Raw genomic sequence first — 24,973 nt, forward strand, 5'->3', positions numbered from 1 at the left:
AGGGCGCCTAACCAATTCGTTTGGCTAACCAGGCTTGCAGCTGCGATTGCTGAAAGGGCCATGCATAAGTGTCTTCAGGATCACCGAGCCCCACCACGGGTATCAAAAGACTAAAGCGCTCGAATAAATTGTCATCATCGGCAATATCTACCTCCCTTAAACGCAACCCAAACTGCTCGAGCAGGGGCCATATTTCCAGCTTGGCCTTTTCGCACAGGCTGCATCCAAGGGTGGTATAGAGCAGCAATTCACGGGGCGAACTCATGAGAACACTCCCTGGTTATTAACCCAAAAATATCCGGCAGCACCGGCAACCAATAACAGAGTCAAGCCCAAGGCTTTTATAGGGATACGTGGCTGAAGTTTTTCCTCCTGGGGCTTAGCCATACTTGGGCTCTCTTCCCGCAGCCCGGCGATAGAAGCCGAGAAGGATCTCTGAGTGACATCTTCAGCTGCCACTTCACCTGAGCCAATTTTTGGAGACTTCATAAGATGTGAAGAGATTGCAGGGCGCACTGCAGTGCGATCAAGATCATCCACAGGGCCCACAACAGAAAAACTCAACGAATCAAACCGCAGCTCATCGCCTCTTCGCACACGGCTTTCCGTGATCCGTCGACCATTGACGAATGTCCCGTTGGCCGAGCCGAGATCAATTGCGAACAGCAACCCTTCACGCACCTCCAACCTTGCATGGCGACGTGAAAGGTGTGACAAGGAAAACGTGATATCGCACTCCTCAGAGCGCCCCACCACCGCGCCCCCTTTTACAGGAAACACTTTCCCCGCTATCGCCTTGTGATTTGCCCGTAGCGCCCAGGCGGTATTTTTCGACTTGCTCGAATTAAGCTTTGTTACTTTGGGGTCAATAATTTGTAGTGTTCGAGTACCGATTGTTATCTGATCGTTCAGCTTGATTCGACAGGCTGATGCTATCGGCTTCCCATTAACCAATACATGGGAGTCTCCAGAAACATTCCCCAGGGTAAGCTGCCCCCCCTTAATCGCGATCTTTAGATGTAACTTCGCAATCGAGTCATCCGGTATACACAGATCACAAACCTGATCTCGCCCCACCGTTACACCGGGGGCCACCAGCCAAACACTCTGGCCAGAATCGTTTACATCACAAAGTTTTAGCATTGATCACGCTCCTCAGCCCTAAGGAGACTGAATATAGGGCAGCCTAAATAAAGGGACTGTCCCAATTAACAGTAAAACCTGAAAAAAATTTGCAGATTGAAGATAAAACCGAGTTTAACACGGGCAATATCATTAGCGTGTGATTGGGTTTGCAGCTTACAATGGCGCAAAGGTCTAATATCCGGCTCAGGCAGGGGTGACCAATTCAGCTGCCATTGGTGTCGTTGGGTAAAGTACACTTGCAGCACCACAAGGAAAAGACGGATCTTTGCCAAATCGGCTATCACCGTCAGTTACGATGAGAAACCATAACAGGTAGTTGCACGCCAGTGAGTGAAGCCAAAGTTCGCGAGGTATCGCGGCACAGCGAAGTAGTTCAACACACCCCAAGTGCTGCACGTAGCGCTGGCGCCACTCATCCCGGCTACCGGCGAGAGCAGAATGAAGATGCCTATTGGGCTGATGAGGAAAAAGGCATCTGGGTTGTCGCCGATGGTTTGGGCGGACACCACGCCGGCGAGATTGCCAGTCAGACCGTAGTAGAAGAAATCCAACAATGTACGGCAACTGATCGCCACTATGAGCGTGCCCTACAAAGGGCCCATGCCCTACTGCTAGGTGATGAGCACAGCACTGCCAATATGGGCTCAACCGCAGTAGTGCTCGCCGAGGAAGGCGATTACTATCACATCTATTGGGTTGGAGATAGCCGAGCTTACCTTTGGACACCGGGCGACAAAAACGGCGAACTCAGCCAACTGACAAGTGATCACTCCTATGTTCAGATGCTGATGGATTCCGGTGCCATCAACTCCGAGGAAGCCGCAACCCACCCAAATCGCCACGTTATTACCCGATGTATCGGCGGTAGTACCAATCCCAAGCTCGAAGTTGACAGGGTATCTCATCGCTGGAGCTCTGGGCAAAAACTTCTACTTTGCAGCGATGGACTCAGCTCCGAAGTACCCAATGAAAAAATAAACCGGATCATCGCTGAAAACTCCAATAACCACCAAATAGTAGAGCTTCTCATAAACGCAGCCCTTGATGCCGGTGGCAAGGACAATATCACCGTTCAGGTTATCGAAGCACCAGCTATCGCCCCTCCCCCAAGCTTTTCGCAAGAATCTCACAACAGCACTGCACAAAACGAAACTAATAGTGACAGCCAAAGCAATAGAAGCTGGCGACCACTTCTGGCCTTACTTGCTGCTTGCGGAGCAATTGCCGCACTGGCAGGCGGAATATTCCAGTTATTTTAACGGGGCCATAACACACCATGGAGCTCGTAAAGAGTGGCAATTCGTCGCTACAAATTCCCGGCTATCGCATCCTCCGCAAAATTAACCAGGGTGGCATGTCCACGGTATACCTAGCCATTCAGCGCAGTGTCGGCCGCCAAGTGGCCCTCAAGGTTATGTCGCCGGTTCTCAATGCCGACCCAATTTTCAGTGAGCGATTTCAACGGGAAGCCAACATTGTTGGACAACTCTCTCACCCAAATATCGTTGGCATCCATGATATTGGACGCTATCGCAGCCTTAACTATATCGCCATGGACTATATGGCTGGGGGCTCTGTTGCGGAAAGACTCGCCAAAGGACCATTGGAGCCACTGGAAGCCCTCAATGTTGTACGCCAAATTGCCATGGCCTTGGACCACTCCCACAGCAAGGGGTATGTGCACAGGGACCTAAAACCAGAAAATATACTGTTTCGGGAGGATGGCTCTGCCGTATTGAGTGATTTTGGCGTGGCGCGCGCTGTTGCACATACCACAAGAATGACCAATAGCGGCATGGTCGTAGGCACGCCCCACTATATGAGCCCCGAGCAGGCCAGAGGTAATGCTATTGATGGTCGGGCCGATCTCTACAGCCTAGGTGTTGTCTTTTATGAAATGCTCACTGGTGCTGTCCCCTACCAAGCAGAGGAAGCGGTGGCTATTGCCATCAAGCACCTGACCGACCCCATCCCCAAGTTACCTGCTCGGCACGCGCTATACCAGCCGATCATTGATCGCGCCCTGGCCAAAGAGCCGGCCAAACGATTTCAACGGGGCTTGGATGTCGCAGATGCAACCGATCAGATAGTTACAACCCTAGCCGGCAAGCCCAGCCAGCAAATCAGCCAGTTAAACAACGCCTCTGTCGGTGTTTCCAGTCTAGCCCGTGCACTTTTTCTCACTCTTTTAAGCAGCCTCCGGGATCGCTTTATTAAAGGCTGGCAGGTGAGACTGGAAAACCCCCAGCAAGTGGACTCCGTACGTAAAGATCAGGATACCCTGGTGCGTTTACGACAGCTGGTCAGTGAACCAACAAAGCACAGGCGCCCATGGGCACTAACCGCCATCACCGCCATTACGCTACTCTTTGGCTGGAGCGTTCATAGCACTTTCAGTGGTAAGGAAACTTGGCTTAGCCAGATCACTTTATCCGACAGCGCAAGACGCCATACCTCCGATACTACGCCCAGCACGCCCAGCGCCGATCGCTCTGAAGAAGTACAAGTCAGAGATATAGAGAAGCCTCCAGTTGAAGATCTGGTACAGACACAAGGGCAGGAGATCTCTCAAGGTGATTCCGTAAACAACCAATCCCCGGAAAATTCACTATCGGGCAATCTACCCACCCAAAACTCGGTTGTGCTTTCGCAGGAGCAGCCAAACTCAGTACCAAAGTTTGCATTTACGGTCAAAACTGAGCCCGAAGATGCCCGCGTACGTATTATGAATATAAGTCCGCGCTATGCACCGGGTATTCAACTAGAGCCCGGGCGATACGATGTAGAGGTCAGCAAACCCGGCTATGACCGCTATCGTAATTGGATCATTATTGAGGATCAGAACCACAAGCTTTCGGTAAAGCTACAAAAAGCCTATTTTGCCGGAAAGAAAATACGCTCCAAGCTCTCCTCCGGCGGTCAGGGCCCTCAGATGATCGTAGTAGGTTCGGGAGAATTTATGATGGGCAGCAATAAACGCAGTAATAGCCGCCCTGAGCACCAAATAAAAATTCCCAAACCGTTTGCCATTTCAACTCAAGAAATCACTTTTCAGGATTATGACCGCTTTGCTCTCGCCACAGGGACCAATCAGCCCAGTGACTCAGGCTGGGGCCGAGGGAGGCGACCGGTCACCAATATTACCTGGCGGGACGCACAAAAATATGTTGAGTGGCTTTCAGAGCAAACGGGACAAAAATATCGTTTGCCCAGCGAGGCCGAGTGGGAATATGCAGCCCGCGCGGGCACTGACCAACCTTTCTGGTGGAAAAGCAGCGATGCAAGGGGAAAAGCCAATTGCAGGCGCGGATGTGACAGTGAATTTAACAGTCTCTTTATCACGAAAACCGGACCGGTAGCGAATTACCAAGCCAACCCTTTTGGACTATACGATACGGCCGGCAATGCGGCAGAGTGGGTGCAAGACTGTTACCAACCCGGTTATGATAAAAACCACAACACATCTGCACCACTGAAAATCAAAAACTGTCAGTTACGCAGTGTTCGCGGTGGCTCAATGCGAGACCCATCTAGCAGAATTGGGGCAGATTATCGCAAGGGGCTCAATGAAAATAGTCGTGCAAAGGATGTAGGAATGCGGATTGTTATGGATCTTAATTGACCGACCCCAGGCTACTTTCGAAGCAAAAAATAATCCTGTTTTTCATTGAGCCTGTGGCTTTTGATTTACACCAACCAAATAGTGATACAGAAATTCTTTATAATCTAACCCAATGACTGCCAGCAGCGGCAACACTTCCCTGTGCCGCATTAACTCACTGCATCATTCAGACCCTAGGCTAGCAGCTAACTCCCACTACTTAGCCCGAACTTCCCAAACGTTGTGGATTTTAGGGTTGCGTTGAAAATCCTTATCCAACAACTGTAAAGGCTGCACAGCAAAGGCATCTGTAATCGCCACATCCATTTTAAAACTGCGCAAATTATTGGAAAAAATCAGAGTGCCCCCCGGGGCCAATAATGCCATGCATTGGCTGATCAGCTTGGCGTGGTCGCGCTGAATATCCAGCACTCCGCGCATTTTGGCCGAATTGGAAAAGCTCGGGGGATCGAGGAAGATCAGGTCGTAATGGCCTTTGCGATTTTGTTGGGCCGATGCCAACCACTGCAGGCAATCAGCTTCCACCAGCTGGTGCTTATAGGGATCCATACCATTTGCACGGAAGTTTCGCGCAGCCCAGGATTGATAGGTTTTGGACATATCTACACTGGTACTTTGTACGCTGCCACCCAAAGCAGCTTGTACAGTGGCTGTTGCGGTATAGCAAAACAGGTTGAGAAATTTCTTCCCAGAGGATATATCGCGCAGGTGCTTTCTCACCGGGCGATGATCTAGGAACAACCCAGTATCCAAGTAGCGCCATAAATCCACTTCCAGCTCAGCGCCGTACTCCTGTACCTGCACGCTAGCCCTTACGTCAACCTGCTTTTGATACTGGCCAGCGCCCTTTTGGCCACCTTTATGGCTGTGGCGACGACGCTCCTTGATACTAATTTTCCCTCTAGGCAGCTCCAATACGGATTGCACGGCTCTCAACAGATCTCTTAACCGGTTGCGCGCCTTACCCTCATCAATACTGGCCGGCGGGCGGTACTCCTGGAGGTGAGCATAAAGCTCCCCCTCTAAGGTGCGATATAAATCTACTGCGGCGGCGTACTCCGGTAAGTCAGCATCGTAGAGCCTATAACAGTCAATAGCGTTTCTGGATGCCCACTTGCCTGTTGTGCGTAAATTCTTACGGAGCCGATTGGCCACCATTTCAGCTTCCGGGGAAAGCTTGCGTTCCTTGGGTGCGCTCTCGGCCTGCCCCCCCTGTTCGCGCACCTGAAACAACAACAGCTGACTGGGGATTGAGCCGTTATATAACTGGTAGTGCTTGTGAGAGCGTAGCCCGGTGGAATACCCCAACTCAGGGTTGCCGGTAAAAATTCCCACCTGCCAACCGGGAAACTCCGCCTTTAACTGCTTACCCAACTCCGCGTAGGTTTCTCGCAGAGCCTCCTGCTCACCAAGGCGTTCACCATAGGGGGGGTTGGTCAATACCAAACCAGTATTGATCTTTCGATGACTCGGAACCTTGAATGCGGCGACCGGCCGGCAACTTACCCGCACCTGGCGCTCCAATCCCGCCCTATCAATATTGGCTTCGGCAGCAAATAGCACCCTAGCATCGGCATCATAACCGCGAATTTCCGGCAAAGGCTTCTCCAAACCGGCAACGCGACGCTGTAGAGCCTCTTCACGAAGCTCATTCCAAATATCGCTCTGGTGGTTGAGCCAGCGCTCAAAACCAAAACTCTCACGGAAGAGACCCGGAGCAATATCAGCAGCCATCATGGCCGCTTCAATCAAAATAGTGCCCGAACCACACATTGGATCCAGCAGAGCCCCGCCCTCAGCCGCAATCTGCGGCCAACGAGCGCGCAATAACAGGGCTGCAGCCAGGTTTTCCTTGAGGGGGGCAGCACCGATATGCGTTCGGTAGCCTCTTTTATGCAAGCTATCCCCACTGAGATCTATGGCAATATCCAGCCTGTCCCGCTGCAGTCGCAAAGCCACAGTCAGGTCCGGATTGTGCTTATCAATACTCGGTCTCGCCCCGGTTTTATCACGCAAGCGATCAACGATGGCATCTTTTGTTTTTTGGGCTCCGAACTGACTATTACGGATTTCCCGATTGGTCCCCGAAAACTGCAACCACAGTTTGCCCGAAGGGCCAATATGCTCTTCCCAAGGCTGTGCAGCCACCGCCCGGTAGAGGTCTTCAGCATCACCGATGCGAACCTGATCGAGTTGCAGCAAAATCCGATTTGCCAGGCGACTCCACAGACAGCAACGATAAGCAAGCTTCAAGGAGCCTGCAAAATGTATGGCTGCAGGCTGCTCCCGAAGGACCTTAGCCCCCAGAGACCCAAGCTCTACAGCAAGTAAGCTTTCCAACCCTTTCGGACATGTCGCAGTAAACTTAAATTCTTCTATACGTGAGTCGATCAAAACTTTTACTCGATAACCCCTAGCATCAGGGGGATAAACATGGCGCCTCTTGGCGCAAATTAGATTTTCAAGAGCCTGGTAGACATACCAAGGGGTCAGTATTCCCCTCTACAGGCCAGATTTTCTGGCGCGATTATCCCACTTTGTAGCGGCGGAGCCTACGTAGTCGGGATATCTTGCTAGTGTCTACACAGTCACCCCGACTTTTAAATGCCTCTCTGTAGATATCTTAAGAGCGACGCCCAGCCGTTTTCCGTTTTTGCTGTCTCCACCATATTCTTGCTATGTGGGAAGCGATAGGAGTCACACAACTGCCCGCGTAAAAGTTTCGCTAAGCTTTAATTGTCGATGCAACAAAACCGTAATAAGCATCCAACGGACTGCGCCGCAGTTCGTAAATCTACAAGCAGAGGTGCCGTATAGATGAAACGCCAAAAACGCAATCACGCCGACAGGGCTTTCTACAAAGGGTATTTGGCAGCCCTGAACAATAAGTCTATTGATAGCTGTCCCTTTGTCGAAAATGACCCACACCAGGAATGGGTTAACGGCTGGCGTGAAGGGCGGGAAGATTACTGGAATGGCTTTGATAGGACTACCAAGGCGCAAAAACTGGAAATCTATGGCGCCATTTCCACCGATATCCAATATCCAGACGGCTGGAGTACTATTTAGCCTGCGGGAAAGGTGCAGGTTCACCTGCACCTTTTACAAGACCACCACCAGGCTACACCTGCATCCCTCTGAACCCGTTCAACGATAAAGATGAATTCGACATCTCAATCTAGGTTAATAGGACCAGGCGTTACTCGCCTATTCACCAGCTGAGCGACGACGCTCCATAGCTATAGACTCCACCGCTTCGCGGACAAGCTGCGGTCCCCGGTATATAAACCCGGTATAAACCTGTACGGCAGTTGCCCCTGCGCGAATTTTTTCTGCTGCACTGTCACCGTCGAAGATACCCCCAACACCAATAATAGGGATCTGCTTGTCCAGAGCCTTCGACAGCTGCGCAATAACCTCAGTGGAGCGGTGCTGTAGAGGCTTACCACTCAGCCCACCCTGCTCATTACCATGGGGCAGATTAGCCACAGATGACTTATCAATGGTGGTATTAGTGGCAATTACGCCATCAATACCGTATTCGCACAGAGCCTCGGCGATCTGCTCTATGGCATCCCCTTCGATATCTGGCGCGATTTTTACCGCAACGGGCACGTAGCGATCGCTCTTTTGAGCCAGTTCCGCCTGCTTCTCCTTGATACTTCCCAGTAGCCTGTTGAGGCTCTCACCAAACTGCAGGTCCCGCAGCCCCTTGGTGTTCGGCGAAGAAACATTGGCGGTGATGTAATCCGCATAGGGATAAACCTTTTCCATACAGAGCCGGTAATCATCCGCCGCCTTCTCTACCGGAGTGTCGAAGTTTTTACCAACATTGATTCCCAAAACACCCCTGTAACGGCGGTGCTTCACTCTGTCGATTAAGTAGTCAACTCCCAGGTTGTTAAACCCCATACGGTTGATAATGGCACCCGCCTCTTCCACACGGAACAGTCGTGGCAACGGGTTGCCCGGCTGTGGGCGTGGAGTCACGGTGCCAACTTCAACAAAACCGAAACCCAAAGCACCCAAACCGTTAAAAGCCTGGGCATTCTTATCCAATCCTGCAGCCAGACCAACAGGGTTAGGTAGGGTCAACCCCATCAGCTCTACCGGGTCGTGAGCGACTGCCTGTTTGAAAAAAGACATCAGGCCAAGCCGCTCAACGGCACCAATTGCATCCAGAGAGAGGTGGTGGGCCCGCTCGGGATCGAGCGCAAACAGAGCTTTACGCAGAGTTGAATACATACCTTTCCTTACGTGGAGACTGAACCCGTCCGCCAGGAGTCAACGAACGGAGATAGAATTTCATTGCCACCCGTGAAATAGCGCCAAGGAGAACTAACTCCCTAGCGCTATTTCCCGAACTCACTTCGGCCTACTCAGCCAGGGTTTCGCGGTCTGCAGTTGCGTGGGCAAGGTACATCAACTCGCGCAGCGCTACTGTAAACATCGCAAAATCACCGACGGCAGCTGCCTTCAGCTCGGCAATCATGTTGTGCCAACGCTGAATAGCCGGCGCCATAATAGCGCCCCAGCGCAACATTGCACTATCTACGTCCAATTTCTCCACAGTGGCAAGGCGCAGGATATTCACTGCCAGGGTGGCGAGCTGGCTGTCTAAGTCATCCATACTCGTTTCGCGTGCCTGGGCTTGCCAGAAGCTGTCCACCGGTAGATCGACAATCAAATTGCCAAACCAGTGTAGATTCAACTCGTCAGAGAGGCTGAAATAGACTTTGGCCACCTCTTCTACAGGGCGGTCACTGGCATAAGCAGATTCGGAAATGCCCAGTGCAGAATAAAGGTAGGTCGGAGATGCTGATAGCAGGGCAATCTCCTCTGGCAGCCCCGCCTCTAATAATTTTTGGTAGCGCTGTTCCCACTCACCCAGCGGACCACCACTCAGGACTTTCGGCAGGGCCTTGATCACCCTCTGCACCTGAGACTGGAACAGTGCGCAGTTTTGCCCAGGCTCTAAATCACTGCGACGATTGCGCAGGAACCAGCGGGTGGCACGGCGGACCCGACCGATCATGGAGTTGAGCAACTCGGTCTGCAGCTCGGCCGGTACTTTGTAGTCCAATTCAGCCAGTTGCTGCTGGAATTCCACCATCTTATAAACATCGCGGGCACTGATATAAGCCGCAGCGACATCATTGACATCTGCGCCTGTTGCCGTGCTGATGCGGTTATAGAAGGTGATTCCCATGCTGTTCACCATTTCGTTGGCCACCTGGGTGGAAACGATCTGGCGCAGTAGGGGGTGCTCGTAAACCTGGCCCTTATAACGCCCCACCAATGCCGAAGGAAAAGCGGATTCCGCAGCTTCACGCACTCGTGGGTTATCCGTGATTTCCGCCTCTTGAAGCTCCTCTTTTAACTTCACCTTCACATAAGAAATCAAAACGGAAAGTTCCGGCCGGGTCAGGGTCTGCCCCTTATGTACCCGATCGGAAATCTGCTCGTTATCGGGGATAAACTCCAGAGCCCGATTCAGTCGACCGTCATCTTCCAGGGTATTAATAGTGCGGCGGTATTCGTCAAGGCGTTTGGAAACCTGGTATTCCGCCACACTCAATGCACGAGTTTGATCATAGTTATTGTGCAGCACCAGATCACTCACGGAGTCTGTCATACCATGCAGCAGCTCATTGCGCTGCTTCTCGGTCAAGTCACCGTTGGCAACAACTTTATCGAGGAGAATCTTGATATTCACCTCATGGTCGGAACAGTCCACTCCTGCCGCGTTATCGATAAAGTCGGTGTTACAGCGGCCGCCATTGAGGGCAAATTCGATACGCCCTTGTTGGGTCATACCAAGGTTGCCACCCTCACCAAAAACTTTGGCACGCAACTCAGCACCATTAACCCGCAGGTGGTCGTTGGATTTGTCACCCACCTCACTGTCGGATTCAGTCCCGGCTTTCACATAAGTACCGATGCCACCATTCCAGATTAAATCAACCGGCGCACGCAGTAGTGCACTGATTAATTCGTTTGGCGTGAGTCGGTCTTCTTTGATATCGAAGGCTTCTTTCATCTCAGGTGTGATGCTAATGGCCTTCACCCGGCGCTCAAAAACACCACCCCCCTTGGAAATGAGAGTGCGATCGTAATCCCTCCAGCTGGAGCGAGGCAGCTCAAACAGGCGCTTGCGTTCTTCAAAGCTAGCCGCTGCATCAGGGCTTGGGTCAATAAAAATATGCATGTGGTTGAAGGCAGCCTTCAACTGAATATGCTCAGATAGCAACATACCGTTGCCAAAGACATCCCCACCCATGTCGCCAATACCGATGACAGAGAAGTCCTCTTTCTGAACATCCACCCCCATCTCGCGGAAGTGCCTCTGTACAGATACCCAGGCACCGCGCGCAGTGATTCCCATCTTCTTGTGGTCGTACCCCTGACTACCGCCTGAAGCAAAGGCATCCCCCAACCAAAAACCGTAGTCCTCAGCAATACCATTGGCGATATCGGAAAAAGTCGCAGTTCCCTTATCTGCAGCCACTACCAGATAGGGGTCATCCTCATCCCTGCGCACCACTTGCTTAGGCGCTACTATCTCACCATTTTTCAGATTGTCGGTGATATCTAGTAAACCGCGAATAAAGGTTTTATAACAGGAAATGCCCTCTTCCAGCATGGCTTCACGACTGCCATCCACCGGAGGACGCCGCACAACGAAACCGCCCTTGGCTCCACTGGGGACAATCACGGCATTTTTTACAGCCTGGGCCTTTACCAGCCCCAACACCTCGGTGCGGAAATCTTCTAAACGATCGGACCAACGCAAGCCACCGCGGGCCACCTTACTACCGCGCAGGTGAACACCTTCCACTCTGGGAGAGTAAACGAAGATTTCAAATTCCGGGCGAGGTTCGGGAATACCGGGAATATCCCGCGGGCTGAATTTAATAGAGATGTAGTCTTTAGGCTGTCCGTCAGCACCCGCCTGGAAGAAGTTGGTCCGCAAAGTAGCCAAGATCAATTCGAGATAACGACGCAGCACCAAGTCTTCGTTGAGGTTTTCAACAGCATCCAAACCGTCATGAATCTTAGCGATTAATCTCTCAACTCGTGTTTGCTCCTGCTTGCCACTGCTAAGACGCGGGTCAAACAATGCTCGGAACAAAGCCACTAGGTTGCGGGTAATTTCAACTTGATTGGCCAAAGTCGCAGCAATAAAGCTCTGGCTAGCGCTAGATTTTGTTTGTTTCAAATAGCGGGCGTAGGCACGCAACATAGAAACCTCTCGCCAATTCAGGCGAGCCGCCAGCACCAGACGGTTAAAAGCATCACTTTCCGCAGTGTGATTCCAAATAGCAGCGAATGCATCCTGGAACAGCCCGCGCGATGCTTGGGCATCAACTTTTGTTGGAAGGCCAAACTCCAGGTGGAACTCATGCATCCATACATCACTACTGCCACAAGGGCGAATGGTATATGGGAACTCCCCCATAACCCTAAGACCGAGATTTTCCAATACTGGGATCACATCGGAGAGGGTTAAGCCGCTACCCCAGTTAAATACTTTAAAGCGCAAACTGCCCTGGGCCGCACCTACCGGCTGGTAGAAGCTCATGGCCACCCGGTTGTTTTCGTTGAGATTCTGGATTGCTGCCACATCCTGTACAGCGATACGCGGCTCAAAATCCTCACGGTAACCAGCGGGAAAGGCTCGGCCAAAGATTCGGAAAAGTCGGTTACCCTCTTCCTCTCCACTGCTTTCAACTAAGGATCTTTGAAAAACGTCTTCCCAGGAACGGGTAATATCCACAATCTGCGCCTCCAACAGCGCTACATCTATATCGACAGGTTCATCGGGCGAGATGCGGAATACAAAGTGCACACGCGCGAGAATGGATTCAGAAAAATAAGTCGTAAAGTCCGATTCTTTGGCTTTAATTGCCTTGGAAATATGGGAGCAGATCAACTCACGTACGTTACTGTTGAATTGATCTCTCGGCACATACACGGTGGCCGTAACAAATTTTCCAAAAAGGTCTCTACGCATAAACAGGCGAACATGAGCGCGCTCATTCAAACTGAGCACACCCATCACCACTTTAAACAGGTCCTGACTACTACTTTGGAACAACTCATCTCGGGGGAAGGTATCCAAAATACGGCGCAACGCCTTGCCATCGTGTCCATAACCGGAAAGGCCACTGGACTCAATAATGGAGGCCATCTTACGTCGGATAATCGGAATTTTGGCTGGGCTTTCCGTATACACAGGGGAAGTGTATAGCCCCATAAATGCCGACTCTCCAATTACCTCACCCTCGGCGTTGTAACGTTTGATCATTACATAATCTGAATAGGCACTGCGATGCACACGGGATTTCACCGAGGATTTGGCAAAAGTCAGATAGTTAGGCCCCTGGTAAAAGCGCTGCTTACCCTCACTAAAGGCAGCTTCGAGCATTGGAGCTGCAGACTCTTCCAGTTTTTTGAAAATACCCAGGCGGCGATCTTCCACCTCACTGAGAATTTTCTTGTCATCAACCTGACTGAACTCGTATTCCCGGTAGCCAAGGAAGGTAAAGTTGCCATCGCGCATCCACTGCAGAAACGCACAGGCCTCGAGAAGATTGGTATCGTCCTCCGAGACCCCGGCTTTCAGCTGCCCTTCCATACCCCCACAGGTCTCGAGCATCGGCGCATAATCATCCACTACCAGCTCTACATCGCCTAGGACATCTTTCAGCGCCGCACTGAGTTCAGAGGCAAACTTGGCGGAAGTGTCATGATTGACCTCAATATAAATGAGGGCCTCACTGACCAGCTTCGATCCCTTGGCGGGCTTATGATCCTTGGCCGTAACATGGTCGAAAGATAGATTTGGAATTTCATCCCGCGGAGGCAGTAGGTGTTTTAATTTGCCACTGGCACTGCGCTCTAGTTTTAACACCGTACTCTTAATGGAATGAATAACCGTGTTTCTCTGGTTGACTTCCATACGCACCGAGTCCACCAGGAAAGGCATATCTCGCACCAACAGCCCAATTACAGTGTGCGAGCATTCCCAGCCATCGTCTTCCAGGCGTGGATTGAAGATCCGTACCTTCGGCAGGCCGTCAGAACGTTGTTGGATAAAGTTCCACCAGGTGTAGATACAACCGTAGATATCTACCAGGCGTCGGCCCTGCAGGTCTTCCAGCGGGTACTGGTGCAGGAACTGCTGCGCAAAAGCCACTACTGGTTCTGCATCAGATGCCAACTTGTCGCGAATCAGCTCACAGATCTGTGCTACCAATTCTTCACGGCTTTCGGTAATCACCGTCGCCATATTCACGGGGAACCTCCCAATCTCATTTTTGTCACATCGAATCCAATGACTGTAGATCCGAAAAGATCGTCATCTCATCCCTGAAGTGCTGCAGGGATGAGTCCTAAAAATTAAACTTTCACGTAACCTTGTAAGTGGCACTGGTGCCACCGAAAAAATGTCGCCTAAAAAGTGGGCTTGGGCGCGGTGGTTGCCTCTTCCTCTGGTGCCGTTAAAATCAACAGGCCCCACCGCTTTGGCGGCGACTATATATAAAAGATGGTAGATAGCCACCCGAATGAATAGGGCGGGTACATTTGTAGAAGAAGAGACGCTATGGAAGCAAACCGGAATAACAGAGATCACATCATCGCACTGGGCGACTGGCTTAAAGAGCAGATCATAGGCCAGGAAACGCTGGTTAATCGCATTCTTATCGCTCTGCTTGCCGATGGACACCTGCTTGTCGAGGGGGCGCCAGGCCTGGCCAAAACCAAGGCGATTAAAACACTGGGCGAAGCTATTGAGGGTGACTTCCATCGAGTTCAATTCACGCCAGACCTACTGCCGGCTGATATTACCGGTACCGACATTTACCGGCCGGAAACCGGAGAGTTCCATTTTCAACCGGGACCAGTATTTCACAACTTGATCCTGGCGGATGAGATAAACCGCGCGCCGGCCAAAGTACAGTCGGCACTGCTTGAGGCTATGGCTGAGCGACAAATTAGTGTGGGTCGAAAAACCTATCCGCTGCCGCAATTATTTTTAGTGATGGCCACTCAAAACCCCATTGAACAAGAGGGGACTTATCCTCTGCCCGAGGCTCAACTGGATAGGTTCCTCATGCAAGTGAATCTTGCCTATCCCGATGCCGAGGCGGAAGCAAAAATCCTGCGCCTGGCCAGATCCGAGGCCACCCTTGGCGAAAATCGCCCTACCGAAATCATTAGTCAGGAGACCATTTTTCAGGCTCGTAACCAGATTCTGGAAATGCAGATGGTCGAAGCCGTGGAAACCTATACTGTCCAACTTGTCATTGCTACGCGCGAGCCGGCGAAGTATGACAGCGAGCTGGCATCATGGCTAGATTTTGGTGCAAGCCCAAGGGCAACAATTGCACTCGACCGCTGCGCCCGTGCACGCGCATGGTTAGATGGCCGCGATTTTGTAACGCCCGATGATGTCATGGATGTAGCCCCGGATATTTTACGCCATCGCTTGCTACTCAGCTTTGAAGCCGAAGCCGCAGGTATCACTACCGACCAGGTTATTCAGCGCCTGCTGCAACAGGTGCCGGCTATCTGATGCACACAGCAACACCTCCATCAGATTTGGACCTGCGCGGCGCCTATCCGGAAGTCAACTCACTCGTACAAATGCGCTATGTCGCACGCCAGCTACAACTCTTTAAACCGCGCCTGGTACGTAGCGACCAGGCTGGTAGCCTTCTTACCCGCTACCGTGGACGAGGCATGAATTTCGAAGAGGTACGGGATTACCAGGCCGGCGATGACGTGCGCTCAATTGATTGGCGTGTTACTGCCCGCACCGGCACTACCCATACCAAGTTGTATCAAGAGGAGCGGGAGAGACCCATTGTTATCCTGCTCGATTTGCGCTCACCGATGTTTTTTGGCAGCCATCGCGCTTTCAAATCTGTAGCAGCAAGCGGTATTGCCGCCGCGCTGGGCTGGGCTGGACTGCAACATAGCGATCGCATTGGTGCCCTGCTCTTCTCGGATAACGACATCGATACAGTGCGCCCGAAACGCAGCCACCATGCCGTATTAGCGATGATTCACAGCGCGGTGGACAGAGCATCTAAATTACAGAGCCCTATCGCCGAGAATGGCAGCCAATCCATGCAGACTCTGCTGGAGGAAGCCCGCCGTATCGCTCGCCCCGGCAGTGCACTTTTTCTTATAAGTGATTGCCATGACCTCAATCAGGATTGCTCACAATCATTATATTTGCTGTCGAGACATGCGGATTTACAGGTACTGCGAATCACCGATCCGCTGGAACAGCATTTACCCGATCAGTCCCTGACAATTTCTGATGGCCGCCAGCGCACATTTTTGTACGCAGGCAACCGCCCCCTGCGTGAGCATTTTGCAGAGAAGCAGGCCCAGGCCCGCGCCGATGTTGAACAATTATGCCGGAGGCACCGACTTCCGCTGTTGGATTTTGACAATACAAAACCCATTGTCGGGGAATTAATGTCTTTTTACGGTTCACGCCAGCAAAACGGTTGGCATAAAAATAAAAGGCAATAGCCGTGAGCGATAGGCAACACTCTATATTTTCGCCAAGCAGGCTTTGTGTAATTGGAGCGATTAGCGCTACCAACAAAGTCATTCCAACGGAGGGGCAACTATGCTGAGAAAGCAGCAACAACTACAGCCCCCCTCGCCTGAGGCCCAGGAATTACTGGCACAACTATACGATATCCAGGAACCAGCACCAGTAAGCTGGTGGCCACCTGCCCCTGGCTGGTGGCTCCTAGCCCTATTAATCATGTTATCTCTGTTGGGAATTGCCCTATGGATCAGATATCGGCGCAAACAAACTGAGCGCAACCGCTACAAAGTTGAAGCGGTTAGTTTATTGAATGCGATGGATCTAAGCCGACCTCAAGCCACCGGGGAGATCAACGAAATTCTTAAACGTGTTGCTGTCACCACTTATGGCAGAACCCGCTGTGGCAACCTCACCGGTAGTGCATGGTTAAGTTTTTTAGAACAGAGCGCTTCTCTGAAGTGCCCTGATGAGGCACGGACAGCATTGCTCGAGCAACTTTATCGCGGCACTTCCAAGCCAGAAAGCAGCCAGGCTTTTCAACAATACGCTATTCAGTGGGTCCTGCAGCATCAACTGTCGATGCAGGAACCTGAAAAACAAGTTAGTGAGGAACATGCCGGTGTTTGAGTTTGCCTGGCCCTGGGTTTTCCTGCTCACCCCACTGCCACTACTCGCGCGGTGGCTAATGCCCCGCTCAAAGCCATTGAGCAGTGCCTTAAAAGTACCCTTTTACTCTGAACTCTCCCAACGCAGTGGTGGGGAGCAAAGCAACTATCTCAATTTATTATTGCTCACACTGATTTGGTTACTGCTGATCAGCGCTGCCGCGCGGCCTCGCTGGTATGGGGAGCCGATTTCCCAAGCCAGCAGTGCAAGGGATCTATTGGTTGCCGTAGACATATCCGGCAGTATGGAGACCCCCGATATGCTCCTTGGCGGGCGCCCAGCAATGCGTATTAATGCGGTCAAACAGGTAGTGGGAGACTTTGTCGAGCGACGCCAAGGCGACCGACTGGGCCTAGTGCTATTCGGCACCCGCGCCTACCTTCAAGCACCACTAACCTACGATCGGGAAACTGTAGGGACCCTATTGCGCGAGGCGCAAATCGGATTCGCCGGCCAGGGTACCGCTATAGGGGATGCTATAGGCCTCTCTGTTAAGCGCCTAACCCAGCGCCCAGCCGAACAGCGCATGCTAATCCTACTCACCGACGGCGCCAACACTGCCGGTGAAGTCTCCCCACTGAAAGCCGCCGAACTTGCACAGCAAGCGGGCATTACGGTTTACACCATCGGTGTGGGTGCCGAAGAAATGGTTCAACCGGGCTTATTGGGCAGCCGCTATGGCAGCCGCAGAATTAACCCCTCCAGGGATCTCGACAGCAAAACCCTGCAGGCGATTGCCGATACAACGGGGGGGCGCTATTTCCGCGCTCATAACCCCCAGGAACTGGCAGAAATCTATTCGGAATTGGATGAACTGGAACCTGTGGAGCAGGAAGCAGAAAGCTACCGCCCACTGAAGTCCCTATTTGTATGGCCGCTTGGAGTAGCCCTACTCCTGTCTTCTATTTGGGCAGTGGCTCCTCTCACCACTAATTTCAGATATTCCGGCAACGACAATAAACAAACCACTAACAACGGAGGCCAGGCATAGTGAGCACCCCTGAGCTACTCCAATCGTTTCATTTTCTCCGCCCGTACTGGCTATGGCTATTAATCCCCGCAGCACTCATTTGCTGGGGCTTGGGCAAAATCGTTCTAAACAATGCCCAGCTACAAAAGGTGATTGATGCAGATCTTTTACCGCACCTTTTAATGCGCGGCGGTGCCAAGCGCCCCTGGTTATTCGGGCTAATCTTTGCATTACTCGCCGCCATGATTATCGCTATGTCGGGGCCCACCTGGAGAAAATTGCCGACACCGGTTTACAGTAATCAAGATGCCCTGGTGATTTTATTGGATCTGTCTCCCTCTATGATGGCGACAGATCTCGCCCCCAACCGCCTCACCCGTGCAAGATTGAAAATTCTGGACATTCTTCGTGAGCGCAAAGATGGCCTGACCGCCCTGGTAGCCTATGCCGGCGAAGCCCATGTGGTCACACCACTGACAGAAGATACCGCCACCATCGCCAACCTGGTCCCCGCATTATCGCCGGCCATTATGCCAGTACCGGGAAGCAATATTGAGATGGCCGTATCGACCGGCATTCGCCTACTCAGGGATGGCTCTGCGGGACGCGGGCAACTGCTCGCAGTCACAGACGGCATTGAGCCTGCGGCAGCGGATATCGTCGCAAAATCCCTGGCCGAAGCTGGAGTTGAACTCAATATCCTCGCTGTCGGCAGTGGCGAGGGAAGCCCAATCCCCCGCGGCAATAGCGGCGGCTTCGTCACAGATGGTAATGGCGCAATTGTGATTGCCAATTTTGACCCACGGGAGCTGCGCAAACTCGCTAGAGGCAGCGGCGGCCGTTACGCCAAGATCACCGTCAACGACGCCGACATAGAACACCTGTTGCCGCAAAGCGAAACCCCCGAGCAGGCCGAATTGACCGAGCGAGAATTCGACCAATGGCGCGATGAAGGCCCCTTGTTGATTTTACTCCTCCTGCCCTTTGCTGCCCTACTGTTTCGCCGTGGCACTCTCGCCTGCACCCTGCCCCTCGCCCTTTACTTGGGCCTACCGAGTGAAGGTCAGGCTTTTGAATGGAAAGACCTCTGGCAACGCAAAGATCAGCAGGGACAGGAATTACTCAACAAAGGGGAGTCTGCCGAAGCCGCCGAAACTTTCCGCAACCCGGAATGGCGGGGCACGGCAAATTATCGCGCCGGTGATTATGCCGCTGCTCAGCAAGACTTTGCCCAATTAAATGATGCGCAAGGCCTATACAACCTGGGCAATAGCCTAGTGCAACAGGGCGACTATGAGCGCGCCATTGAAGCCTATGACCAGGCTCTGGCCCAAGCCCCGCAATTCTCCGATGCGCAACACAATCGGGAAATTGCCGAGAAACTCAAGGAGCTTCAAGAGCGTCAACAACAACAAAACCAACAGCAATCCGGTGATCAACAAGAACAACAAGATAAGCAGGACCAACAACAGGAGCAGCAGGCCGGCAACCAACAGCAAAATCAACAGAATCAACAACAGGAGAGCCAACAGCAGCCCTCCTCTGGCGAACCTCAGCCCTCCGAGCAGCAATCCGGTCAAGAGCAGGAGCAATCAGACCAACAGCAACCTGAAAATGCTGAGCAACAGAAAAATGAACAGGAGCAGCAGTCTCAGCAAGGCCAACAGGGCGAAGAAGAGCAAAAAGAACAGCAAGGAAAGCCCCAACCCGCCGGCGCCGAAGAGCGCCAATTAGACCCAGAAACCCAGCAGGCTCTTGACCAATGGCTGCGCCAAATTCCCGATGACCCCGCCGGCTTAATGCGAGAAAAATTTAAATACGAAAGCCTGCAAAGACGACGTGCCTATCGCAGTGGCGAGTGGGAGCCCCCTGAAAACGGCGCTACCCAGAGGTGGTAGATAGATGCCCACAATGCACAACATTATTTTCGGCTTTAGATGTGACCAACCCTCAGGAAGGCTTATGGATAGCTTTTTTAGAAAACATAAAATTACTCGGCCACTAAACCTTACAGGACTTCATTGCCTGCTATTTTTTCTTGCTCTCTTTTGCCTGCCCGCAAGCAGTTGGGGCAGCGACCTCAATGCCAGCGTGGACCGCAATAAAATTGGTATTGATGAGACCCTGAATCTGCGCGTGCGCTACTCCGGTGATGAAAATGGCGGCCAACCCGATTTCGAATTACTTGAGAAGGATTTCGATATTCTATCCCGTCAGCAATCCAACCAATATCGGGTAATTAATGGTCGTGCGGAAAGCTTCGTCGAATGGACGCTCACACTGGCACCAAAGCGGGAAGGAGAGCTGTTTATTCCCTCTCTGCACTATAAAGGACAAGTTTCGGATGCAATCCCCATAAAAGTCAGCGAAGCCGGTAGTACACCCGACGGTGCCGATCGCAAAGCCTTTCTGGAGATCGAATTAGATAAAGATAAAGTCTACGTACAAGAACAGCTACTTGTTAAGGTGCGCCTATACACAACAATCGGTCTGCACGATATCGCCACCGAACCTTTACAAGTAGCCGGCGCCCATGTAGAAAAAGTCGATGAACAGCGCTATGAGCGCAAGCTCGGAGGTATCAGCCATGCGGTATATGAACTCACTTATGCCGTTTTTCCCGATAGCTCTGGCCAGCTCTCTATCCCCGCCATGACTTATGTTGCGGTTGCCGGTCGCCGAGATCCTTTCTCACTGTTCAATCGCAACAGCCAGAGATTACGATTGCGCTCCCAGGCAAAAACTATTGAGGTCCTTCCCAAGCCTGACAGCTACAGCGGTGCCCACTGGCTGCCCGCTGCAAGTCTCGGAATCGTACAAAGTTGGAGCCAAAACCCAGATACCTTCACTGTCGGCGAGCCCATAACTCGTATTCTCACCATACGGGCAGAAGGTCTGCGTGCAGCCCAACTACCACCTCTCCCCAAGTTGGATATTGAAGGCCTTAAAACCTACCCAGATCAACCACAACAAGAAGATCAGATAGGCCCAAATGGGGTAACAGGTAGCCGCATAGAAACAACCGCAATCGTCGCCACCCAGCCCGGTAATTATCAGCTACCCGCCGTCACACTCACTTGGTGGGATACCAAGAGCCAAAAACAGCGCGCCACCCAGCTCCCCGCCTTCCGCTTTGAAGTCAGCGGTACTACTGTAGCCACACCCCAATCTCAAGAGCCGGGAAATCTCCCTACATTGGTACCTGGAACCACCACTTTGGAGGAACAAGATCATTTCTGGCGCAACCTGGCCATAGCCGCCCTTGCCTCCCACCTACTGTGGATTTTTTATCTCTATCGATATCGCCCCCAACGCCTGGAACAGTCCACAACGAGCACCAAGCCAGCAAGAAAAATGCACCACGAAGCCAAGCTAAAGAAGGCTCTTGAAAGTGAAGATCCTAGACACATTCAACAGGCCCTACTCGACTGGCTTCAGCAACGCTGGCCACAAGTAGAGGGTAATAATTTAAGTGAGGTTTCGCACCAGTTAGGCTTTGAGGAGCTTCATGAGATCCAATCGCTGCTCAGCGCAGCCATCTATCAAGAACCTGTTAAACCGCTAAATATAGTGAAGATAAAAGTTCTGGTTGATAGGTTGATGAGTCGGGAGGGTGGTATGGAGAAGACTTCGGAGGTGGGAGAGTTACCGAAGCTGTTTACTTAATGTAGTGATTTAAGCAAAACCAAACAGCCATTGGTTTACTATGGTTACATAGATTATATTTTGGTCTAGCCTCATACACTTTTTAAATAGAGAGTTATGCCAGCATTTATAAGTGGGCTAGATCTATAACATACTATTTCAAACTTGGTCTGAAAGAGCACCCCCTGAAAACCGGCAAATGTCAGACCAAGCCTTAACTGCCCCATGTGTAAAACGATCACATAGAAGGAGCATAGAATTCTTCGATTTATACTTCCATCTTTCCTTTCTACATTCGACCTCTAATTACTTCAGCAAATATTGGATCGTTATAATATCAACGCTCAATGCATTAACCAATTCTGGTTTTAAATTCTCACAATCTATTCCTAAAAGTAAAAATCAAAGTTCAGACTAACACATGAGTTTATTTACTTACTAAACACCCTGATACTAAAGTGAGAACTGAAGATCCTTGTGAGCTCCCAAAAATTGTTGCGGCTTAAAGTTTTACTCAGCCTTCGAAGATCTCACTTCAGACATTTTTATAAACCCATGATCCTACCCCCCAAGTTAAATCCATATTTTACATTTCTCAAAAAAAATCAATAATCAAAGAAATTATCTGACGTACTTAATCTCGTTGGCTGACAATAGCCATTACTACCAAAAAACTTAAAAAGCCTAACTTTTCCATAATAACCTTTAAACAATAGATTCTGCCTAAACTCATTAGCTATGGATGGACACTCTGGAGTTGGCTTTGTACACTCTTCACGACTAGTTTCCGGGCTACAGTACCACTCTGAATAATAGGCATCATAACCCGAAAAATAAAACCTATTCCTTACCACCTGATTGAAATTTGACTGGTCCCTGACGCGTATCGGATCTCCGCTATTTCTAACAAATCTATTTCTGGAGATTAGGTTGTATGAAGAATGATGCGCCAGATAAATAGAATGTATCAAATGAGCACGCGCCGAATTATTTGAAATATCGACAAAGTGAGAGTTAAGGATATAGTTATTCCTTGAATTTACAAACCTTAAAGCGGCGGTGGAGTACTCAAACCTTGAATATGCCCCCCCGATTTTGTAGAAGTACATTCCATAAAGAATGTTGCGTGAATTCCATTTCGATATATCAACTCTATTCCCCTCGAACGAAATTGCAGTATTATAATTCTGAATTTTCAAATACATAAAAGTTAAATTACTATCGCTTCCATCCGCTTTCCTAAGGGTAAACCAAGTTCTAAAGTTCCCACCCCCATCGAAAACCGGCCTTTCTTTCGAGAAACCCTCAGACGTAAAAACTATTTCTTTACCATTAGTATATGTCCATACGACATGTTGATTAAAATAAGTTCCCGGGGCAATATGAATTTCTATGCTAGTATTTGGATTATATTTATTAAGTATTTCTTGTGCCTTTTTAAGCGATTTAATTGGCTCCGACACTGACAACCCATCACTATAATCACTTCCCTCTGCGGACATGTAGACCTTAAAAGTTTCAGTGGGGAATGCTGAACTGCAAGAAAACGATACAATTAAGATTAATAAAACTCTCATCAGATTTTATACATCCTGAAGATACCAGACAGACCTACGTCAAAAACCTCCCAGATCAAAACCTTTCACTATTACTTACACTAGAAGGAGAACACATAAAACTCCACGCAAAACAGAACTTTTTGTGTCAACAATTAATGCTGACCTTGCGATAAAATCATGGCACATTTCTCTCTATTTCTTCAGGATTAATTTTTGGCGCGCTATATGCACTTATAAAAAACCTCCAAAAAGGAAGATTGAAAACACTAAGAAAATCAAACGCTTTCAATTTTTACCCATATATAAAAACACAACAGTAAAAAGGGTTTTTAGCGCTCAATCAAACCGGAACACCAACCCAGGTAATAAAACTGCCATGCAAAGCAGGGCTTTTAAATCAGAGAGCAATGTCGATAGTTTCCTTCTGAGTTTAAATTAGATACCTCTTAACAAGTAATAAATTGCTCAAGCTGCCAAGTCGTTGAACTTTGGCACAATGGTTATCATCCGTCGGACCAAAAAACTTAAGGCCGTGTAGTGGACTACTAAATCCGGACACCAATTTAGATGGTAAAGTTGCCATCGAAAATAGAGGTATTCAATGAGTAGACAACGTCGATCCTTTTCTCCTGAACTTAAATTAGATGCTGCCCGCTTGGTGGTAGATCAGGGCTATTCAATTGCTGAAGCAGCCCGATCGCTGGGTGTTGGTACAACGGCTATCTGCCGTTGGATGAAGCAATTAGAGGCAGAGTGGAGTGGAGTGGAGAGACGCTCTCAGCTAAAGCGCTTACCACTGAGTAGAGGCTGTTTCATAACTTGAAATCGGTTATTCTCACGTAATTACATAGAAAAAAGTCCAGCAATAGTGAGCCGATTCAAGTCAGAGTTAACCAATGATCAATGGAAATTGATCGAACCTTGTCTCCCTGAGTTAAAACGAGGAAAGGGAGGCCCAAAACCCATTGATAATCGAGCTTGTTTTGAAGGCATCCTTTGGGTTTTACGTTCTGGAGCGCGATGGAAAGATCTTCCTTCACACTATCCATCACCGAGTACATGCTGGAGAAGGCTTCAGTTTTGGGAAGAGCAAGGAGCTTGGTTACAGGCATGGAGAAGGTTCCTGGAGTTGTTGGATCAACAGTCTTTGCTTAACTGGGAGGAGGTATTTTCTGATGGCAGCTTTGCACCAGCAAAAAAGGGGGCTTCGAAATCGGAAAAACCAAGCGGGGCAAGGGTTCAAAGTGGATGGTGGTGGTCGATGGCGAAGGTATTCCACTGGGAGGCACCATTACTTCGGCCTCACCAGCAGAAGTAAAGTTATTGCATCCATTACTTGATGTTACGTATAAAAATACAAAGATTCATCGCTTAGTTTATGATAAAGCGGCGGACTCTGATCCTCTTCGAGATAGCCTGTTGAGTCGTGGAATCGACCTTATCTGTCCACACAGGAGAAATAGGAAAAAAGCCTCAAGGCAGGATGGTAGAAAGCTCAGAAGGTATACTCGCCGTTGGAAAGTTGAGCGGACTTTTGCGTGGCTGGGAAATTACCGCCGCTTGGTTGTTAGATGGGAGCGATATTTATCCACTTATCGTGCTTTTTTCTATATTGCATGCATGTTAATTACGTTGAAGAAGTTATGAAATAGCTTCTAGCAAAAAAAATCAGGAGCTTGAAGCCAGAATCAATCATCTGGAAAGGGAAAAGAGATACTAAAAAAGGCTACTGTAGATTCAATTGATCAGTGCAACACCCCTGTAGGAATATGGCCTATCGGGGGATCATT

Annotated in this window: 16 protein-coding genes and 2 pseudogenes; 12 read left to right on the forward strand and 6 right to left on the reverse strand. The window is 50.3% G+C overall.

Features of this window, described 5'->3' with window-relative positions:
- Positions 1–7: 7 nt before the first annotated feature.
- A complete protein-coding gene (locus tag ACJJH9_RS10970; protein ID WP_252081970.1) occupies positions 8–265 on the reverse strand; it encodes a glutaredoxin family protein in 258 nt (85 codons plus the stop codon).
- Positions 262–1,143: an FHA domain-containing protein gene (locus tag ACJJH9_RS10975; protein ID WP_444922751.1), complete on the reverse strand. Its 882-nt coding sequence runs from the start codon at positions 1,141–1,143 to the stop codon at positions 262–264. The genes ACJJH9_RS10970 and ACJJH9_RS10975 overlap by 4 nt, the downstream gene beginning before the upstream one ends.
- 329 nt (positions 1,144–1,472) lie before the next feature.
- Here ACJJH9_RS10975 and ACJJH9_RS10980 point away from each other — a divergent pair, with 329 nt between their 5' ends.
- On the forward strand, positions 1,473–2,405 hold the full coding sequence (locus ACJJH9_RS10980) for a PP2C family protein-serine/threonine phosphatase (RefSeq protein ID WP_444922752.1): 933 nt from the start codon (positions 1,473–1,475) through the stop codon (positions 2,403–2,405).
- Positions 2,406–2,422: 17 nt separating this feature from the next.
- Positions 2,423–4,768 (forward strand): SUMF1/EgtB/PvdO family nonheme iron enzyme, encoded by a 2,346-nt coding sequence (locus ACJJH9_RS10985; protein ID WP_444922753.1) that lies wholly within the window; start codon positions 2,423–2,425, stop codon positions 4,766–4,768.
- 195 nt (positions 4,769–4,963) lie between these two features.
- Here ACJJH9_RS10985 and rlmKL read toward each other — a convergent pair whose 3' ends face one another.
- Entirely contained in the window at positions 4,964–7,162 is a 2,199-nt protein-coding gene (rlmKL, locus tag ACJJH9_RS10990) for a bifunctional 23S rRNA (guanine(2069)-N(7))-methyltransferase RlmK/23S rRNA (guanine(2445)-N(2))-methyltransferase RlmL (protein WP_444922754.1), read from the reverse strand.
- A 423-nt stretch (positions 7,163–7,585) separates the two neighbouring features.
- On the opposite strand from rlmKL, the gene rmf reads away from it, so the two are divergent.
- Positions 7,586–7,837 carry a ribosome modulation factor gene (gene rmf, locus ACJJH9_RS10995; protein ID WP_444884593.1) on the forward strand — a complete coding sequence of 84 codons (252 nt, stop codon included), beginning with the start codon at positions 7,586–7,588 and terminating at the stop codon, positions 7,835–7,837.
- A 138-nt stretch (positions 7,838–7,975) separates the two neighbouring features.
- On the opposite strand, the gene ACJJH9_RS11000 is transcribed toward rmf, so the two are convergent.
- Together ACJJH9_RS11000 and ACJJH9_RS11005 are read right to left on the reverse strand one after the other, a co-directional pair.
- Complete coding sequence (locus ACJJH9_RS11000; RefSeq protein ID WP_444900554.1) at positions 7,976–9,013, reverse strand: quinone-dependent dihydroorotate dehydrogenase; 1,038 nt, start codon at positions 9,011–9,013, stop codon at positions 7,976–7,978.
- 130 nt (positions 9,014–9,143) lie between these two features.
- Positions 9,144–14,060 carry an NAD-glutamate dehydrogenase gene (locus ACJJH9_RS11005; RefSeq protein WP_444925218.1) on the reverse strand — a complete coding sequence of 1,639 codons (4,917 nt, stop codon included), beginning with the start codon at positions 14,058–14,060 and terminating at the stop codon, positions 9,144–9,146.
- A 315-nt stretch (positions 14,061–14,375) separates the two neighbouring features.
- Here ACJJH9_RS11005 and ACJJH9_RS11010 point away from each other — a divergent pair, with 315 nt between their 5' ends.
- The 6 genes from ACJJH9_RS11010 (at position 14,376) to ACJJH9_RS11035 (ending at position 21,645) form a co-directional block, all read left to right on the forward strand.
- Positions 14,376–15,347, forward strand: coding sequence for an AAA family ATPase (locus tag ACJJH9_RS11010; protein WP_444884591.1), 972 nt, complete (start codon positions 14,376–14,378; stop codon positions 15,345–15,347).
- Positions 15,347–16,318 carry a DUF58 domain-containing protein gene (locus ACJJH9_RS11015; RefSeq protein ID WP_444884590.1) on the forward strand — a complete coding sequence of 324 codons (972 nt, stop codon included), beginning with the start codon at positions 15,347–15,349 and terminating at the stop codon, positions 16,316–16,318. The genes ACJJH9_RS11010 and ACJJH9_RS11015 overlap by 1 nt, the downstream gene beginning before the upstream one ends.
- Positions 16,319–16,418: 100 nt before the next feature.
- The gene (locus ACJJH9_RS11020; protein WP_444922755.1) at positions 16,419–16,970 is read left to right on the forward strand and encodes a DUF4381 domain-containing protein; all 552 of its coding nucleotides are present in this window, start codon (positions 16,419–16,421) and stop codon (positions 16,968–16,970) included.
- Positions 16,963–18,000, forward strand: coding sequence for a vWA domain-containing protein (locus ACJJH9_RS11025; protein ID WP_444922756.1), 1,038 nt, complete (start codon positions 16,963–16,965; stop codon positions 17,998–18,000). Before ACJJH9_RS11020 ends, ACJJH9_RS11025 begins: the two co-directional genes overlap by 8 nt.
- Positions 18,000–19,877: a VWA domain-containing protein gene (locus tag ACJJH9_RS11030; RefSeq protein WP_444886430.1), complete on the forward strand. Its 1,878-nt coding sequence runs from the start codon at positions 18,000–18,002 to the stop codon at positions 19,875–19,877. The genes ACJJH9_RS11025 and ACJJH9_RS11030 overlap by 1 nt, the downstream gene beginning before the upstream one ends.
- Positions 19,878–19,941: 64 nt before the next feature.
- Positions 19,942–21,645, forward strand: coding sequence for a BatD family protein (locus tag ACJJH9_RS11035; RefSeq protein WP_444922757.1), 1,704 nt, complete (start codon positions 19,942–19,944; stop codon positions 21,643–21,645).
- 584 nt (positions 21,646–22,229) lie between these two features.
- Here the strand turns inward: ACJJH9_RS11035 and ACJJH9_RS11040 are convergent.
- The gene (locus ACJJH9_RS11040; RefSeq protein WP_444922758.1) at positions 22,230–23,201 is read right to left on the reverse strand and encodes a hypothetical protein; all 972 of its coding nucleotides are present in this window, start codon (positions 23,199–23,201) and stop codon (positions 22,230–22,232) included.
- A gap of 583 nt (positions 23,202–23,784) precedes the next feature.
- On the opposite strand from ACJJH9_RS11040, the gene ACJJH9_RS11045 reads away from it, so the two are divergent.
- From ACJJH9_RS11045 to ACJJH9_RS11055, 3 genes and pseudogenes are all read left to right on the forward strand, one after another.
- Complete coding sequence (locus ACJJH9_RS11045) at positions 23,785–24,006, forward strand: transposase (protein ID WP_444922759.1); 222 nt, start codon at positions 23,785–23,787, stop codon at positions 24,004–24,006.
- A gap of 45 nt (positions 24,007–24,051) precedes the next feature.
- Positions 24,052–24,231, forward strand: a pseudogene (locus tag ACJJH9_RS11050) (transposase); the annotation flags it as partial.
- Positions 24,232–24,377: 146 nt separating this feature from the next.
- Positions 24,378–24,830 (forward strand): annotated as a pseudogene (locus ACJJH9_RS11055) (IS5 family transposase); the annotation flags it as partial.
- Positions 24,831–24,973: the final 143 nt, after the last annotated feature.

The organism is Microbulbifer mixtoriginis (SeqCode) (genome assembly GCF_052466715.1).

Bases quoted from the DNA above. Each gene is read 5' to 3' on its own strand.
- ACJJH9_RS11040 (WP_444922758.1), bottom strand. From the start codon at position 23,201: ATGAGAGTTTTATTAATCTTAATTGTATCGTTTTCTTGCAGTTCAGCA.
- ACJJH9_RS10970 (WP_252081970.1), bottom strand. From the start codon at position 265: ATGAGTTCGCCCCGTGAATTGCTGCTCTATACCACCCTTGGATGCAGC.
- ACJJH9_RS11035 (WP_444922757.1), top strand. From the start codon at position 19,942: ATGGATAGCTTTTTTAGAAAACATAAAATTACTCGGCCACTAAACCTT.
- ACJJH9_RS11045 (WP_444922759.1), top strand. From the start codon at position 23,785: ATGAGTAGACAACGTCGATCCTTTTCTCCTGAACTTAAATTAGATGCT.
- rmf (WP_444884593.1), top strand. From the start codon at position 7,586: ATGAAACGCCAAAAACGCAATCACGCCGACAGGGCTTTCTACAAAGGG.
- ACJJH9_RS11010 (WP_444884591.1), top strand. From the start codon at position 14,376: ATGGAAGCAAACCGGAATAACAGAGATCACATCATCGCACTGGGCGAC.
- ACJJH9_RS11005 (WP_444925218.1), bottom strand. From the start codon at position 14,060: ATGGCGACGGTGATTACCGAAAGCCGTGAAGAATTGGTAGCACAGATC.
- ACJJH9_RS10975 (WP_444922751.1), bottom strand. From the start codon at position 1,143: ATGCTAAAACTTTGTGATGTAAACGATTCTGGCCAGAGTGTTTGGCTG.
- ACJJH9_RS10985 (WP_444922753.1), top strand. From the start codon at position 2,423: ATGGAGCTCGTAAAGAGTGGCAATTCGTCGCTACAAATTCCCGGCTAT.
- ACJJH9_RS11000 (WP_444900554.1), bottom strand. From the start codon at position 9,013: ATGTATTCAACTCTGCGTAAAGCTCTGTTTGCGCTCGATCCCGAGCGG.
- ACJJH9_RS11015 (WP_444884590.1), top strand. From the start codon at position 15,347: ATGCACACAGCAACACCTCCATCAGATTTGGACCTGCGCGGCGCCTAT.
- ACJJH9_RS11020 (WP_444922755.1), top strand. From the start codon at position 16,419: ATGCTGAGAAAGCAGCAACAACTACAGCCCCCCTCGCCTGAGGCCCAG.